Origin of the sequence: Streptomyces sp. NPDC091280 (assembly GCF_044768565.1) — a bacterium.
Classification (GTDB): domain Bacteria; phylum Actinomycetota; class Actinomycetes; order Streptomycetales; family Streptomycetaceae; genus Streptomyces.
Genome location: NZ_JBIVUZ010000010.1, coordinates 66069 through 82155, shown reverse-complemented (window position 1 = coordinate 82155; position 16087 = coordinate 66069). Strand labels below are relative to the sequence as shown.

Genomic DNA, 16087 nt, shown 5'->3' with positions numbered 1-16087 from the left:
CTGGGCGAAAGTGCGTACGATAACAGGGATTTGGGGCGTAGGGGGCGTTCGTGGCGGGCGTGCAGGGGCGCGTTCCAGGAGTTCGGCCCGTACGGTACGTCACCACATTAGGACGGTGTGTAGACGGTATGGCTGCCTGGCCGTCACTCTGGGTGAGTTGATCGCGGGGAGCAGCGCACGTACGCACCTGGAGGTGGCCGCGCATGACGGACATGAGCAGCGATGAGCTGACGGGGTACGAGGAGGAGCGGGAGCCCGACCCTTCCGACGGTCTGCGGACGTTCGGGGCCGTCGTCCAGGCCCTGCGCGAGCACGCGGGGCCCAGCAGGGTTGAGTTCGGGGAGAGGCCCGGTACTCCAAACACGCCGTGGAGTCGGTGGAGTTGGGGCGGCGGATGCCAGACGACTCCTTCGTGGAACGGGGAGAGGATGCGACGGGGAACACGGGAGTGCTGCGGAAGTCGGCGAAGTTCCTGACGTGGTGGGGGGGGCTGGCCGTCTGGTTCCGGCGCTGGGCTCGGCTGGAGAAGATCGCGGTGAGTCTGTGCACGTACGAGTGCCGGCTGGTGCCGGGGCTGCTGCAGTCGGAGGGGTATGCGCGGGCGGTGTTCGGCAACAGCATCCCGCCTTTGTCGGACGGGCAGTTGGAGGATCAGGTCGTCGCTCGGCTGGAACGGCAGAAGCTGTTCCGCGACAAGCCGAACACGTTGTTCAGCTTCATTGTGGAGGAGCACATCTTCCGGCGTCGGCTTGGCGGGACCGAGGTCACGCGGGGCCTGCTCGATCACGTGCTGGAAGTGACCGCCCCGCGCAACGTGACGCTTCAGATCATGCCGCCGGAGGCGGAGTTCCACGCCTGTCTGGACGGCCCTGTGCAGCTCCTTGAGACTCCGGAGTGTAGGCGGCTCGCGTACTCGGAAGGGCAACAGAACGGCCGTCTGATCAGCGACCCGAAAGAGGTGAGCCTCCTCTATCAGGGCTATGACACACTGCGCTCGCAGGCCCTGAACCCCCAAGACTCGCGGGGCCTGTTGGAGCGACTCCGAGGAGAGCTATGAGGACGACGGAACTCGCCTGGTTCAAGTCCAGCTACAGCGGCACCCAGGGCGACAGCTGCGTTGAGGTCGCTGTCGCCGAACAGGCCATCTGCGTGCGGGACTCCAAGGATGTGACGCGTCCTCACTTCGCCGTCGGGCGTGAGGAGTGGTCGAGGTTCGTGGGGTTCGCGGCAGGAGCCTGAGCCGCGTTCGTCCCGGCGGTCGCGTGATGACGTTAACCGCCGGGACACCGGGTCAGCGGAGATCGGGTCCGCCCGCCTCGGCTATCTCGTCGAGCAAGCTGATCGGTTCGTCGGAGTCGTCATCCGGTCCGTCCGGATCGATGTCGGAAAACGATCCAACTGCCTCCTCGGCAGCGAGGTGCGGGTACTTCTCCAGCAGGAACCGCCGCCGGTACGCCATCTCGGCGGCGTCGACGATCCCCTCCAGTGTGGTCCAGTTGAGGGTGCCTCCGACGACGATTCCGACAGCGGGTACGGCCTTGCCGAGCCCCTTCTTGGTGAGGCGGAAGCTGAACGCCTTCGCGAACTGCGAGGAGACCTTGGCGACAACCGTCTCGTTCAGGACGTCCCACGCCTTGCCACGGAAGAGCGCTTGAGTGAGGCGCGAGATGTCAGCCATCGCGGCGTTCTTGGCGGTGGCGGAACTTGCCGTCCCGACGTTGACCACGGACATCACGAAGAGCTTCTCGGCAGGCCCCTCGGGGTCGTAGCCGTAGAACAGCGAGACCTGGCCGACGGCACGGGATGCGAGTCCGAGGACCACTGCGGTATCGGCGACGAAGGCACCGGTGATCGCTCCTCCCGAAGGGGCCGCTGCGGCGCCGGCGGAGGCGGCGATGACGAGCTCTCCGCCAGAGATCACAAGTCCCGCACCCGCTCCGGAGAGCGCTGCGACGGCCGGGAAGTACCAGCTTGCCGCCCGTCCGCGGACCGCCTCGACCTGTTCGAGGTCGAGGCGGCGCAGGTCGAGCAGCGATTCGACGTCGTGCCCGCGCTTCTTGTGGAGCGCTACGACGCGCTTGGGGGAGAGACCCGCTCGCGAAGCCCGCCCCAGTGTCTGCCGTAGGGACTGAACTGCGGTGCCGCTCCAGTCCGGGAGGGCGACAGCGGCCGTACGCGCCCCGGCACCGACCTTGCTCGCACCCTTGACGACGAATCCGTGCCCACGCGACAGCGCCGACTTCGCCCGTGGGTGGTTCTCCAGTTGCTTCGCGGCGCGTTTGCCGACTCCCACGACGCCGTTGGCGACTTGCTCCCCGGCGTTCCTCATCGCTCGTGACAGTGGGCGGCCCTTGAACTGCTGGATGGCCTGCCATGCCGCGAGTTCGTACTCCGAGGGAAGTGGGCTGGGCTGCTGCGGGTACTCCGGGTCGCTCATGCTTCGTGGCGCTCCTGTCTCCGGGCGAACTGTCAGGCGGGGTGGCGCGGGCCGTGGCCGGGGGGTGGGGTGAGGGGGGAGGTGTAGTTCTCACCTTCGATGAGCGGGGTCTCCAGGGTGAGCCCGGCGGTGGCCATGCGGTCGTATTCCGTGAGGACCAGGCGCTTGGTGCGGTACTCGCCGTACTTGGAGATCTCGTTGTTCTTGAGACCGCCGTTCTCTGTCTGGAAGGACTCCAGGATGTAGTCGGTGTCCTCGCGGGAGACGCCGTAGAGGTGGAAGAAGTAGGCGTCCAGTTCGGCGCGGAGTTGGGCGCGGCGGTCTTCGTTCCAGACGAAGGGGGCGTCTTCGTCGCCTAGGTCGATGGCCAGGGGCTCCATGTCCCAGGCGGAGTAGATGAGTTCGAGGGTGCGAGGGGTGAGGAAGGTGGTGTGGGGGAACAAGTCGTCGGGGTGGGGGACGGGGAGCTGCTTCCATGTTCTCAAGCCGGCATCGATGCCTGAGACCTTCTGGCGTGCGACGTAGTCGAAGACCAGACAGCTTTGGGCGGACACGAGGGCTGCGCACAGTTCGGCGGATACTTTGGGGAACATCAAAGGGAATGTGTTACCGACCCCCACGCGGGAAAGGAAGGCGGGGATGGCTGTCCGTTCATCGGTGGCGCGGGCTACCCGGCGCCAGCCGAGTAGCCAGTTGCGGTTCCATCCCAGGTCTTTGAGGCGCTGATCGATACCGGCGATCTCCACCAACTTGCCATTGCGGGTTGTGGAAATCAATCCGGCATCCTGGATCCACTGCCGTGGCTGTACTAGGATATGCGGATCTTTCTTGACCTCAACGGACACCCGTTCGTAGTCGTCGTTGCCCAGACCGTAGTAGCTGTTCCATCGATGGTCGAATAGGTGAGCCATCTTCGCGTCATACAGCGGGAGCATTCGCTCGCTCTCCCTCACGAAGACATTGCCTTCCAGGTGCCAGCCCTCTGACTCCAGTTGAGGACGCTCACGGAAGAGGTCTGAGTCGTCAGTCAAGTTGATAAACTGTTTGAAGGAAATGCGCCACGGGTTGCCATCCGTACGTTGGTCGTTCGCCAGTACTGGCACACGGCGCTGAATGGTCGCGGTGAGGTCGGCATCCTTCCGAGTGCGGAACACGGGCAGCGTTCCGGTGTTCGGGTTGATGAGGACGATCTCCTCGGGTGACAAAGCGAATACGGCTTTACCGTCGGCCAATTCATCGGGATGGCCAAGAAAGAAAGCGAAGCATGCGGCAGCTTCTGTCAGGTCCCGACCTGTGAGCGAGACCAGCGAGAACGAATATCGAGAGTCAACTGCCGGAAACAACTTCTCCCGTTTGCCGTTCTCGAAGTCGTACAGGTGCTTAACCGCGCCTCGGCTCGACAGGTCCTGAAACAGGAACTGGGCGCCCGCACCCGTGGCGATCTGGGTCGGCACGACAGTGCCGGATCGTCCCTCGGATCCAGTGATGGAAACGAACCGCTCCGTGAAGAGCTGATCGGTCTGGAGTGAGTTGACCCCTTTGACGGCCAGCCCTTTTCGGATCTGCGGGTATGCGCCGGATGCGCCAAGGAAGTGGAACGAAGACTTCACCCGCCGTCGTGCTGAGTGGTAGCGTGCACCCTCTTGCTCATTGTCATGCACCCACTCCTCAATTGCTGCCCGGCGTTTCTGGCCAGACAGCTCGGCTAGCGACGGATCAACGACGCTGAAATACTCCTGGTCCTTGAAATCGACCTTGTCCCACGGCGGATTCCCCAACACGCAGTCGAATCCCCCTGCCCACCCAGTAACCGGATCAACCTCCGCCGTAGACAGATCCTCCGGCACGCTGAAGACATCCGGAAACTCCAGATGCCAGTGGAAGAACCGGTACTCCCCACTCAGCCGCTCGATCTCTCGGTGCGTCTCCTCCAGAGCCCCCGCCCCCTCGGCCGACTGAAGTGACAAAAAGACCCGCTGAGTCACCGGCGGCGGCGCATCCTCCGTCTTCTCCCACATGAACGCGGCGCACCACGCGTCGGCGATCTTCAGGGCATCCGTGTACGCCCGCGACTTCTCCCACGCGTGGTACCGCTCAGCGAGTTTCCGGACCTGGCCGAGTTCGTCCGTCGGAGACTGCTCCACCAGGTTGCGCAACTCGGAGCCGAACGTCGTGTTCGTGACGCTCACTGACTCCTCCAGTTCGGCATCCAGCGTGACGATCCCCTGGTGTTCTTCCTTGTTGCGCTTGAGCCACGCGGTCGCGACCGCCTTCTCGTCCCCCTCCACCACCTTGAACGCCTCATCCGGAATCCCACCCCGCAGCAGCGCGGGCGTAGCCCCGATCAGCCCGTTGCCGAGCTTTACGTGCGAGTCGAGGAAGCCCAGCGCCTTCCCGGGTTCCAGCGCCTCCATCCACAGTGAGACCTTCGCCAGCTCGACGGCCATCGGGTTCAGGTCGACGCCGTACACGCACCGCTCGATGACGTCATGCAACGCGTGCCGCACACTCTCCGGCGTCGGCTCCGGCGTCCGGTGCCGCACCGCCGCCACCCGCTTCGCGATACGACGCGCGGCGGCGACGAGGAAGTGTCCGGAGCCGCACGCCGGGTCGCAGACCGTCAGGGACAGCAACTCGGCGACGATGGTCTCCCGCGCGTCCACCTCCGACTGCTTGAGGTCCGCAGCCTTCTTCTCGCCCCGCTCCTGCGCCGCCTGGATGACCGGATCGAGGGTGGAATCCAGCAGCACCTCCACCAGCGAGCTCGGCGTGTAGTACGAGCCGGTCTTCTTGCGCTCGTTGCCCGCGCGGGGCACCAGACTGAAGGTGCGGTCCGCGCCGGCCTGGGGGACGAGGTCCAACAGGGACTCGTAGATCGCGCCCAGTTCCTCCGCGTCGAGCGTGCGGTAGTCCACGGTCCGCCAGCGTTTAGCCTCCGTGTCACGGACGATGGCGAGATGCTTCACGCCCGCCAGTAGATGCTCGTTGGACAGCGACAAGCCCTCCAACGGCGCGTCCGCCGCCGTCTGGTCGAAGAGGCCGCCGAGCCCCGACAGGCCCAGCTCCGGGCGGCCCGTCTCCTCTCCCAGCGCCCGCAGCACCAGCTGCAGCGCCTGCCAGCGGTCCGAGTGCGACGTACCCCGGCGGCGACGGGACTGCTCGCGCAGCCGGGACGTCGCGAAGTAGTCGGCGTACCGCTTGCGCGCGTCCGGGTCCGCCTCCGGCGGGTGGAGCGCGTTACGGTCCTCCGCGACGAACACGAACAGCAGGCGGTACACAAGGCGCAGCAGGGCCGCGTGGTACTTGTCGCGGTCGAAGTTGTCCCGCAGTACCCCATTGGCCGGATGCTTCAGGAAGCCGGTGCCGAACTCCCGGATGGCCTGGCTCACGCCATCGCTTATGTCGTCGAGGAAACGCACGCCCAGACGGACCGCCGTGTCCCGCCAGACCTCGAGCCAGCAGGTCCACTGGGAGCCGCCCTGCGGGCTCTCGAAACGGGAGGCGTGCAGTAGCCGGAACAGGACCACGAACTCGCTGAACAGCTCGCCGTCGAAGATCGCCTCTAGGTCGAACTCGACGTACGAGGTGGTCGCGAGGGCGTTGGAGTCGCGGAGAAGGCGCAACTGGCGGCCGTTGGTGAGCAGGGCCCATAGGTGGGCGTCCGTGCGGTTCAGGGCCTCCTGCAGCAGCGACTGCGGAGCAGGCACACCCGCGCTCTGACGCTTGTCGAGGGAGGCGTTCCACGGCACCACGTGCACGAGGGTGTTGTCGCGGCGGTGGCTCACCGCGAACGTCTTCGTGCCGTCGTCCGCCTTGATGCCCTCCTCACCCACCGCCGAGAGATGCCCGAAGCCGAGCGCCTCGAACAGCGGCTCCACCCAGTTGGCCTGGGCGTACCCCGTGCTGTCGGGGCGGACCGACGCCTCCGGCTCGGCGGGCAGTTTCTCGCGCAGTTCGCGCCAGAGGGACTTCAGGTCGTCCCACTGGCGTTCCGCCTGGTCGCGTACCGAACGGGTACCCGGGATGCGGTAGTCCGCCGGTGTGAGGCCCTTGAGTTCCTTGGTGGCCCTGCCCTCGGAGATGCGCACCAGCATGTCGGCCGGCAGCAGGCCGCCGACCGTGTGGACGGCGGTGAAGACCTGGTGGCGGGTGGTGGCGGACATCAGGCGGACACTCCCGGTGCGGTCGCGGCGGCAGGGGCGGCAGGCGTGGCGGTGGTGGGCAGGTAGACGTACACGCCGAGGACGTCGGCGGGCTTCTGGGCCGTGACGGACAGACCTCGGACGATCTCGCCGGAGGCGGCCCGCACGCGTCGGTGCGAGGCGTCCAGCGCGGTGGCCAGCTCCTCGCCGTACACCGCCAAGTGGTCGTTCACGTTGGGGAGTTGGCTGAGTACGCGGGTCATGGTGCGTTCGCCGAAGTGGGGGTCCGTGCTCACGGACGCTGTCGCGTCGAGGAGCTCGGCCGCCCGCTCGGGCGTCAGCCACACCGCGTTCTTCGCGGAGCCCTCGTAGGCCAGCAGCCGGGCGTCCTCCGCCACGATCTGCCGGTCGCCGTTGCGGGAGGGCAGCGTCAGGTGGAAGCGGTAGCGGACCAGGAGCAGGGTCGTCATGGTGGCGACGGCGTCCGTCGTGACCACACCGCAGCGGCGGGCCGGCCGGGCACCCGGTGCGTCCTTGTCCAGAGCCGCGTTCAGGACGTGGGCCGCGAGCGCACCCACGACCGGGTCGGTGCGGACGAGCGCCGCCTCACCACGGGTCACCGCCGGATCCGTACGGAACGGGATCGGGCGGTCGTTGTCGATCACCTCCGCGCCTATGGCCGGCGCCAGCGCGTCCTGGAGGCCGATGGGTGTGCCGCCCACCTGCGCGGTGAATTCCTCCCCGTCGCCGCGCAGTACCGCGCCCAGCGCCTCCAGGGACTCCCTTACGAACGTCGTGATCTCGCCCGTACCGCCCAACGCCTCCCGGATCGAGGTGACTTCGCGGGCCACCTCCTCCGGGTGGATCGAGCGCTGCGCGAACAGCGAACGCGACTTCTTCTCGCGCTCGGCCGCCGAGTTCCAGTCGCTCTCCACCTTGTTCGTCGCCGTGTCCAGGGCCTCGGAGCCGAACAGAGTGTCCTGCTGGCCCTCACGGCCGCGCAGCAGCAGCCACTCGACGATCGCGTCGGTGACGCCGGTCGACAGTTCGTCGGGGATGGAGACGGAGATGCCGAGGTCCTTCTTGATCTGGCGGTGCTTCTTGATCAGGACTTCGAGGACCTTGCCGTCGATGCCGTTGTCGTCGCCGTAGATCGTGATGACGCGGACCTGGTCCCGGCGCTGGCCGTACCGGTCGACGCGGCCTTCGCGCTGGTCGTGGCGGGTCGGGTTCCACGCCAGGTCGTAGTGGACGACGGCGTCGAAGTGGTGTTGGAGGTTGACGCCTTCGGACAGGCAGTCCGTGGCGATGAGGACGCGGCGCGCGGCGGCGTCGTCGCCCGCCTCCGCGGCGAGCGCCTCGATGCGTTCGATGCGCTGCTGCGGGGAGAGCGTGCCGGTGACCGCCTTGACGACCGTCTTCGTGCCGAGGGGGCCGCGCCTGCCGCTCTCCTTGTCGTTTTCCAACTGGGCGGCGAGGTATTCGGCGGTCGGGATGTAGCGGCAGAAGACGATCGGGTTGTGGCCGTCCGCCAGCAGCGCCTTGAGGTGTTTGATGAGCGCCTTGAGCTTGAGGTCCTTGGCCGGGCCTTCCAACTTCGCCGCACGGTCGGCTAGTTCGCCGAGGCGGGAGCGGGGGTCGTGCTCGTCGGTCTCCGCGCCCGGCGCGAGGTCCATGCCCTCCATGGTGTCGTTGTCGGCCGCGTCGCTGGTGAGCGGCGCGGCCAGCTTGTCGGCCTCCTCCGCCGACTCGGCGACGGCCGCCGCCGAACGTGTCCGCAGGGTCTTGGCCGCGGCTCGTGGTGACGACACCAGGGATCGGAGGAGGGCGATCGCCGACCACCAGGCGATCCGCGCCTCGCGCCTGCCCTGGCCGCCCGCCTCCTCGACGCGCTCGCTCGCGTACGCGATGGCGTCGTCGAGCAGGGCACGGTACTCGGGCGACAGCTTGTACGTCTCGTCCTTGAAGTACCGGTCCGAGGGGAACGCCGTTCGCTCCGCGAGGGAGTCGTCGCTGAGACCGTCCTCCTTGGTGAGGTACTGGCGGACGTCCGCCCGCTTGCGCGCCACGAAGTGCTGGGCCAGCTGTCGCCTGCCGGACTCCGACTCCAGGCTCACCGAGGCGAGTTCGGGCTTGACCAGGCCCAGCAGATTGCGGAACGCGGACTCCTTGCCGCTGTGCGGGGTCGCCGTCACCAGCACCAGATGCCGGGTGGCGTCCTCGGCGACGCGGCGCAACAGCTCGTACCGGAGCTGGTTCTGGGAGTGCGACGACGTGTCGTCGGCGGCCACACATGTGTGCGCCTCGTCCACGATCACCAGGTCGGGGCAGTGCCGTACGAAGTCGTCCCGGTGACGGGGGGACTTGATGAAGTCCGTCGAGATGATCACGTGCGGGTACTTGTCGAAGAGGGACTGGCCCAGGTCCAGGCCCCGTTCGAGGCGTGAGACCGTCGAGGAGAGCACCAGTTCCGCGTCGATGCCGAACTTGGCGCGCAGCTCCTGCTGCCACTGCTCGGCGAGCGCGGGGGAGCACAGGACCGCCAGGCCGGTCGCCTCGCCCTGCGCCAGCAACTCGCTCGCGATGAGGCCCGCCTCGATCGTCTTGCCGATGCCGACGTCGTCCGAGATCAGCAGGCGGACGGTCTTCTGCCGCAGGGCCATCAGGAGTGGTACGAGCTGGTAGGCGCGCGGGTCCACCGCGATGCCCGCCAGCGAGCGGAACGGGCCCGCCCCGGAGCGGAAGCCGACGCGCAGGGCCGTGCGCAGGAGACCGGCCGCGAGCTGGTTGCCGAGGTCGCTGGGGAGCGGCGGGTCGAACCTTGCCTGGTCCACGGTTTCGAAGGCCGGGAACACGGCGGCGATGTCGTCGTCCGAGCCGCCCAGCGGGCGCAGCACCAGCAGGTCGGGCTTGCTCTGCGGGAGCACCACCCATTCGCGGCCTCGGGCCTTCACCAGGGAACCGGTGGAGAATTCTTGGGACATGTGGGTGTCAATCCTGTGGAGGGCGGGTCAGCCGGCGGAAGGGGAGCCGAAGTACTGGGCGTTGGCGGCGACGATGGCGTCCCAGTCCCCGCCGTGCGGGAAGCGGACGACGTCCCAGCGGGCGTTGAACAGGCGTTCCTCTGCGCCCTCGTCGCGCAGGGCGTCCTGCTCCTGTGCGGGTGAGTCCACGAAGACGGCCACGTTCACACCGGGCAGCCGGTACACGAAGTCAGGTGTGGCGTTGGCCTCGGTAAGGAAGGTGCCGGTCGCGTCCGGCGGTCGCAGCCCGCGTGCCTTCGCCCAGCCCAGGAAGTCACCCCGCGCGGCGAGTTTGGAGGCGGACGACTCCACGGTGGTGGGGGCGGCGGGGGACTCCGCGAGCAGTCGGCGGTACTGCTCCGACTTCGACTCGCCACGGGCTTCCCGGCGCGCGGTAGCCGACGCGAACCGGACCAGCAGGGAGGCCACCGTGTGCCGGTTGATCAACGCGTGGTCGATCTGGTTGCCGTACGTCAGCAGGCACTCGTAGCAGCCGAGCGCGCAAGCTCGGCCGGGACGGTGCTTCTCGCCGCCCTCGTCCACGCCCTGATCGCTGAAGTGGCAGATCTCCAGCGCCCGTCCGGCGGCCTTCGCCAAGGCGTCGTCCTCGGCCTGGAGGCGGCGCAGTACGCCCGCGCCGCCCTCGGCGGCCTCCGTGAACAGGATGCGGCGGCGGGGTCCGTCGTCCGGTGGCAGCAGTTCGCTGGACAGCTCGGCGTCCTCCAGCTCGAACGCGGCCTCGATGCCCCGCTCCAGCGCGTACATCAAGGTCAACGCGATCGGCTCCGGCAACGCTTCGTCGAGGGTGAGCACCATGATGTTGCGACGGTCCTCCACGTATGGGATGACCCGCTTCTTGCGCCGCCGCTCGTTGCCGTCCGTGTCGATCACCGGCAGTTCGCTGGAGTCGCCGGACGCCTCCGAGGCGTCCTTGTCGTTCATCCAGCGGCCGTCCGCCAAGTCCAGCCAGTAGCCGGGCGGTTCGTCGCTCTTTGCGCGCACTCGGCCGGTGTTGGTGATCCGGACCGTCGCCGAGTCGCCGTACGCGAGCTGGGCGACCGGGCCCCCCGAGGAGTCGGTGACAGACGCTTCCAGACGGCCCTTGTCGGCGGCGTCGCGCTGGGGGAAGCGGTAGGACGTCTCCAGCCTGAAACCGGCGCGGCGGCGCTCCTCCTCGTCGGAGGAGATCCGCTCGCGGCGGGTGGTGTACACCGTGTGCAGATGCAGCAGGCCGTAGGTCGCCGAACCCAGCGGCTCGTTGCAGAAGCCGCAGCGGTCCTCGCGGTCCTCCGGCGCGTGGTGGTAACCGCAGTGCGCGCAGCGCCGGGCCTCGCCCGTCGTCAGCTCGCCCGCGGAGTCCGGCGGCAGCTGGATGCGCGTCACCTGGTAGCGGGCACCCTCGTGGTAGATCAGCGCACCTGGGCCGAACTCGCGGATAGCGAGGAAGCGCGGACGCTGGAGGTAGTCGCCGTCACCCCGGCGGCGGCCGATCGTCGGAATGTACGCGGCGAGCGGCAGGCGCGGGAAACTGTAGCCGGGGAGGAAACCCTCGGAGGCGAGATAGCGGTACGGGTTGAAGTCGGAGAGCACGGACTTGTTGTCGACGCTCTCGTTCATCAGCAGGTTCAGTTGCGTCCAGGCCTCGCGTTGGCGGGCATTGGCGCGCTTGCGGTCCCCGTCCGTGAGGCCGTAGTCGATACGGCGCTCGCTCTGGGTGTAGTAGTCCCTGAGCGCGGCGCGGAACAGCCTGCGCCAACGGTCGAAGGCACGGTCGAAGCGCGACTGCACCGAGCGGACTCTGTCCTCGATCCAGTCGTCGTACCACCAGGTCGTGTCGGCGAACCTGGGCAGCAGGGGGCCGAACACCCGCAGTGCGGCGTCGATGGTGCGGCGCCGGGCGCTGTCGTCGAGTGAGGCGTTCAGGACTTCGGGGAGCAGTTCCAGGTCTGGTGACAGGCGCGCGTCGCTGTCCGGAGCCGGCACGTCCAGGACATCGGACATGGCCCGGCCTAGCCTGAGGCCCGCCTCGGCGATCCAGATGCCCTGCAGATGGGAGAGGACCAGGTCCTCGTTGGCCAGGTCCAGGCGCGGCGGGGCCACCGCACCCGCCACCATGTGCTCCGAGCGGCGGAAGTAGTACTGGTCGTGGCTGTTGCCGGTCGCGCAGTAGGTGGTGACCAGGGCGGGCTGGCCGCTGCGGCCGGCCCGGCCCGAGCGCTGCGCGTAGTTCGCGGGTGTGGGCGGCACATTGCGCATCATCACCGCGTTCAACGAGGAGATGTCGACGCCCAGTTCCATCGTCGGGGAGCAGTACAGCAGCTTCAACTCGGCTTTCCGGAAAGCCTCTTCACGCTCCTGCCGGTCCTCGGGGGACACCTGGGCGGTGTGCTCGCGCGCGAACAGACCGGACAGCGCGCCCGCCGCGTCCTTGTACAGGTCCCGGAAGAAGGTGTTCACGCGTGGGCCGTCGCCGCTCTGGTACGTGCGGGTCAGCGGGTCGTGGGTCCCCGTCTCGCCCCGGCCGGCGCGCCACACGAGTGACTGCGCGGCCACTCGGTAGCCGGTCGCGGCGGGGGCCGAGGCTCTGCGGTAGCGGCCCGCGCGTTGCGGGGCGACCTCCACCTCCTTCACGAGACCCGCCTTGGCGAGAACCTTCAGCAACTCCTCGATCACCAGCTGGAGTTCGGCCTGGTCCAGGTCCTTGAAGGAACGGTCCGCACGCGCCAGGTACTTGCCGAACTTGCCGCGTGCTGACAGGAACAGACCCGAGCGGTCCATACCCGGGCGGGACGGATGCGGATAGGCGGTGCCGATCCGTGGCTTGTCGGTAGCCGACAACAGCCATGGGTCCACGAGCCGTTCCTCGCTCGCCCGCTGCAACGAGTCGAAGACGTCGTCGCGGAAGTAGGACACGTCGATGGCCAGCGACCGGCGCATCTCGTTGAGCAGCGCCTTCATGATCTCGGACCGCAGCGCGGGATCGGCGTCACGCAGCACCGCATGAGTGGTGGCCCAGCGGTCCTGCTTGCCCGCCACCCACTCCAGGTCCTCGTAGTCGATCTCCAGCAGACCGGTCTGCTCCAGGTTCGGCATCGTGATGCGCCAGCCGCGCTCAAGGTCCAGGTAGAGCCGGAAGGCGATCACATCGCGGAGCGTCCGGGCGGCGTTGCGGGCGAGGGACGGCGGCAGGTCCGCGTCGCCGGTGTAGTCCGCCGGATCGATGGCCAGCGCGTTCGTCACCGTCGACGCCAGCTCCTCGTGGTGCAGGCCGTCGTCCCCCGAGTCCAGAGCCGCCCGGTACAGAGCCCCCCGCAACTGCGTGATCTGAACGAAGTCGTTGAAGTGGCCTGCCTGGAGGGAGGCGTCCTGGCGGTTGTCCACGAACGTGAGGAGCTTGCGCGCCTCCTTGTCCAGGGCTTCCTCGGGCACCGACTTCAGCGACCGCACGACCGACGCCGAGATCAGCGAGGTGGCGGAGGAACGGCCCTCCTGATCCAGCGTCGCCAGCTTCGCGAAGTCCCGGCCGCGCGTCTGCTCGTAGGCGACCCCGCAGTGCAGACAGAACAGGAACGGGGACGGGATGAACGCGGCCTTCAGCTCGCCGCGCCCTTCGTACCCGAGCGGATCGACGGTGACGGCCCGGGGCACCCGGTCGCGGTACGACCTCTTCACGACCTCCTGGCCCTTTTCGTCCAACTCCAGCCAGGACTCGGGCAGTCGGCGGTCGTCCACCGCGTACTGGAGGGCGGTCGGCCACTCCCGCTCATGGTCGACGTACAGATACCCGTCGCCCTGCCGACCGCCGGTCGCGGAGGTGTCCCGGCGTGCCTCGTACCGGACTTCCCCGTCCTTCTCGGTCCGCCACACCGTCAGATATTCCTGGCCGCACTCCCGGCAGAACGCGAGAGGCATCAGCAACTTGCCGCTCTTGTCCGGCTTTTCGAGCTGGTAGGAGCGGGTGAGGTAGCGGGACAGCTTGTCCTCAAGGGTGACGTACACGGTGTCACCCTTGGAGAGGAACTGGTGCAACCGGAACGCGAAGAGCGGTCGGTCGGTCACGGGATGGCGGGCCTGTGAACCGGCCTCCAGGGTGGCTCGGATGGCCCGGGCGCACTGCTCCTCGTCGACTCCGGACCGTTCGTGCAGCTCCGCCGCCGCGTCCTCGATCCGCGCGGGCTTGCGGCGTACGAGCTGTCCTGTCGTCGCGTCCGTGGCCAGCCCGAAGCGCGTCTCGATCCAGCGCGCCAGCGGATCGCGCACCAGATCGGCGTACGCGCGCGGAGCGGCGGGAGAGTTGAGGCGCTCGGTGGGCATGGTGTCGGGGGCGTCGTCGGTCGCTCGGACGAGGGTCTCGCCGATGACGTGCTCGGGCTGGACCCGCGTACCGAACAGAGTGCTCGCCAGCTCGGCGACAGCCTTCTTCTGCCCTGCCAGGGTGCCTTCGGTGGACATCGTGGCGGACGTGCCGATGCACTGCAGCTCGTGAGCCTGGCAGGCATCCCTGACCCGGCGGATCAGCAGGGCCACGTCGGCGCCCTGACGCCCCCGGTAGGTGTGAAGCTCGTCGAAGACCAGGAACTCCAGGCCCCGCGCCATACCGATGAGGCTGTCACGGTCGTCCGGGCGCGTCAGCATCAGCTCCAGCATCACGTAGTTCGTGAGCAGGATGTCCGGTGGGTTCTTGCGGATCTCGCGGCGGGCCTCTTCGTCCTCCTGTCCCGTGTAGCGGGCGAAGGTGACCGGCTCCCGGCCGGCGCCGTAGCCGTCGCGCAGGTACTTCTCCAACTCCTTGAGCTGGCTGTTGGCGAGCGCGTTCATCGGATACACGATGATCGCCCGTACCCGCTTGCGGGCGTTCGGCCCTTCGGCGTCCCGTTCGTGCAGCACCTTGTTGACGATGGGGACGATGTAGGCGAGCGACTTTCCGGAGCCCGTGCCGGTCGTCAGTACATACGAGGCACCGGATGCGGCGGCGTCGAGAGCGTCACGCTGGTGCTGGTGGAGCGTCAGTGGACGTCCATCGGGAACGGTGCCGCCCTCGGTCTTCTTCGCCTGGAAGATGCGTGCGCACTCCTCGTGGAGCACCTTCTGCCCGGCCAGCTCCGCGACCGTGCCGCCGCCCTGGAAGAAGGGGTTGAGCGACAGCCAAGGGTTCGGCCACTGGGACTTGTTCTCCAGGTCCTCCTCGACGAAGCCGGCGATCCGCTCGTCGCGGATGACCGTGCCGCCCTTGGTGAAGGAGTGGTAGTCGTCGATGAGCTTCTCGTGGACGCCGAAGACGTCCATGCCGGCGCCGGGAGCGGTGACCGTCGCGGGCTTCGGAGCGGGTACCGGGTTCTCGGCCGTCGGGGCCGACGCGGCGATACGCAGGGGGAGGAGCGGGTCCATCGCGCCCCAGTGCGGCAGCCCTGAGACTTCCTCATCGGCGAGAGCAAGCGGCATCAGCGCGTCACGGACCGCCACGGCGTCCGTCGGCCGGTCCGCCGGGTCCTTGGCCAGCAGACGGTGGACGAGGCGGGCGAGTCCGACGGGGATGTCACCGCGGATCGCGGCGACGGGGGTCGGGTCCTCGCCGATGTGCTTGCTCGCGAGTTCGTACGGGGACTCGCTGGTGAACGGCGGAACCCCGACGAGCATCTCGTACAGCACACAGCCCAGCGCGTAGAGATCGGCGGCCTGTGTCACCTGCTTGGCCCTGAACTGCTCAGGAGCCATGTAGCGGGCGGTCCCGACACTGACGCCGCTGCTGGTGAGCCTCGCTTCGTCCGGGTCGTCGACGATACGGCCCATGCCGAAGTCGAGGACCTTGACCGTGCCGCCCTGGGTGAGCATGACGTTGGCGGGCTTCAGGTCGCGGTGCACGATGCCCGCGGTGTGGGCGGCGGCCAACCCGTCGGCGATCTGGGCGCCGACCGCGGCGGCCCAGGCGAGGGGGAGCTGCGGTTCCTCCGCGATCAGGTCGCGCAGTGTCTCCCCGTCCAGGAGCTCCATGGCGAGATAGGGGAGACCGCCGTTGTCCACGGCGATGCCGCCCGCGATCAGCCGTGTGAGGTTGCGGTGGCGCAGCCGACGCATGATGCGCACCTCGCGATCGAAACGCTGCACGGCCTTGGGGTCGCCGCCCGTGTCGATCTGGACGCCGGTACGGCGGCGCAGGATGGTCTTGACGGCGACCACTCGTTCAGCGGATCCCTCGGCCGCGTGCAGATCCTCGGCCCGGTGGACCTCACCCATGTTGCCTCTGCCGATGACGTGCCCGATGCGGAATCTGCCGTCGACCAGCTCGTGGCTCACTGCCGTTCCCTCTTCTTCCTCGTCTCGCGGTCCCGTACCGGAACGCGCCCCCTGACCTGCTGCCGCACGGTCCATCGTGTCAGAGCGGAGAGTGTGGCATCTGTCACCGTACACGACTGGCGACATTTTTGACATGAAGTCAATCTGTTGACATCGTCAACGTGCTATCTCTATGGTTCCAAGTGGAGTGA

General features: G+C 67.9%; 5 protein-coding genes and 1 pseudogene. 2 read left to right on the top strand and 4 right to left on the bottom strand.

All coding sequences use genetic code 11. The annotated features are described in order from the left end of the window. The first annotated feature begins 203 nt into the window (after positions 1–203). Together ACIQPR_RS28875 and ACIQPR_RS28870 are read left to right on the top strand one after the other, a co-directional pair. Positions 204–1057, top strand: a pseudogene (locus ACIQPR_RS28875) (helix-turn-helix domain-containing protein). Next, the gene (locus tag ACIQPR_RS28870) at positions 1054–1239 is read left to right on the top strand and encodes a DUF397 domain-containing protein (RefSeq protein ID WP_403654148.1); all 186 of its coding nucleotides are present in this window, start codon (positions 1054–1056) and stop codon (positions 1237–1239) included. Before ACIQPR_RS28875 ends, ACIQPR_RS28870 begins: the two are co-directional and overlap by 4 nt. A 52-nt stretch (positions 1240–1291) precedes the next feature. On the opposite strand, the gene ACIQPR_RS28865 is transcribed toward ACIQPR_RS28870, so the two are convergent. From ACIQPR_RS28865 to ACIQPR_RS28850, 4 genes are read right to left on the bottom strand one after another with little or no spacing between them, the layout of a single operon-like run. Beyond that, positions 1292–2437: an EcsC family protein gene (locus tag ACIQPR_RS28865; protein ID WP_403654145.1), complete on the bottom strand. Its 1146-nt coding sequence runs from the start codon at positions 2435–2437 to the stop codon at positions 1292–1294. 32 nt (positions 2438–2469) lie between these two features. Continuing rightward, a complete protein-coding gene (locus ACIQPR_RS28860; protein WP_403654142.1) occupies positions 2470–6600 on the bottom strand; it encodes an Eco57I restriction-modification methylase domain-containing protein in 4131 nt (1376 codons plus the stop codon). Beyond that, the gene (locus ACIQPR_RS28855) at positions 6600–9563 is read right to left on the bottom strand and encodes a DEAD/DEAH box helicase (RefSeq protein WP_403654139.1); all 2964 of its coding nucleotides are present in this window, start codon (positions 9561–9563) and stop codon (positions 6600–6602) included. The genes ACIQPR_RS28860 and ACIQPR_RS28855 overlap by 1 nt, the downstream gene beginning before the upstream one ends. Positions 9564–9590: 27 nt before the next feature. Further along, positions 9591–15896: a protein kinase gene (locus tag ACIQPR_RS28850; protein ID WP_403654136.1), complete on the bottom strand. Its 6306-nt coding sequence runs from the start codon at positions 15894–15896 to the stop codon at positions 9591–9593. Positions 15897–16087: the final 191 nt, after the last annotated feature.

What these genes read in the sequence shown, in the direction of transcription:
- ACIQPR_RS28860 (WP_403654142.1), bottom strand. Translation starts at nt 6,600, where the DNA reads ATGTCCGCCACCACCCGCCACCAGGTCTTCACCGCCGTCCACACGGTC.
- ACIQPR_RS28855 (WP_403654139.1), bottom strand. Translation starts at nt 9,563, where the DNA reads ATGTCCCAAGAATTCTCCACCGGTTCCCTGGTGAAGGCCCGAGGCCGC.
- ACIQPR_RS28865 (WP_403654145.1), bottom strand. Translation starts at nt 2,437, where the DNA reads ATGAGCGACCCGGAGTACCCGCAGCAGCCCAGCCCACTTCCCTCGGAG.
- ACIQPR_RS28870 (WP_403654148.1), top strand. Translation starts at nt 1,054, where the DNA reads ATGAGGACGACGGAACTCGCCTGGTTCAAGTCCAGCTACAGCGGCACC.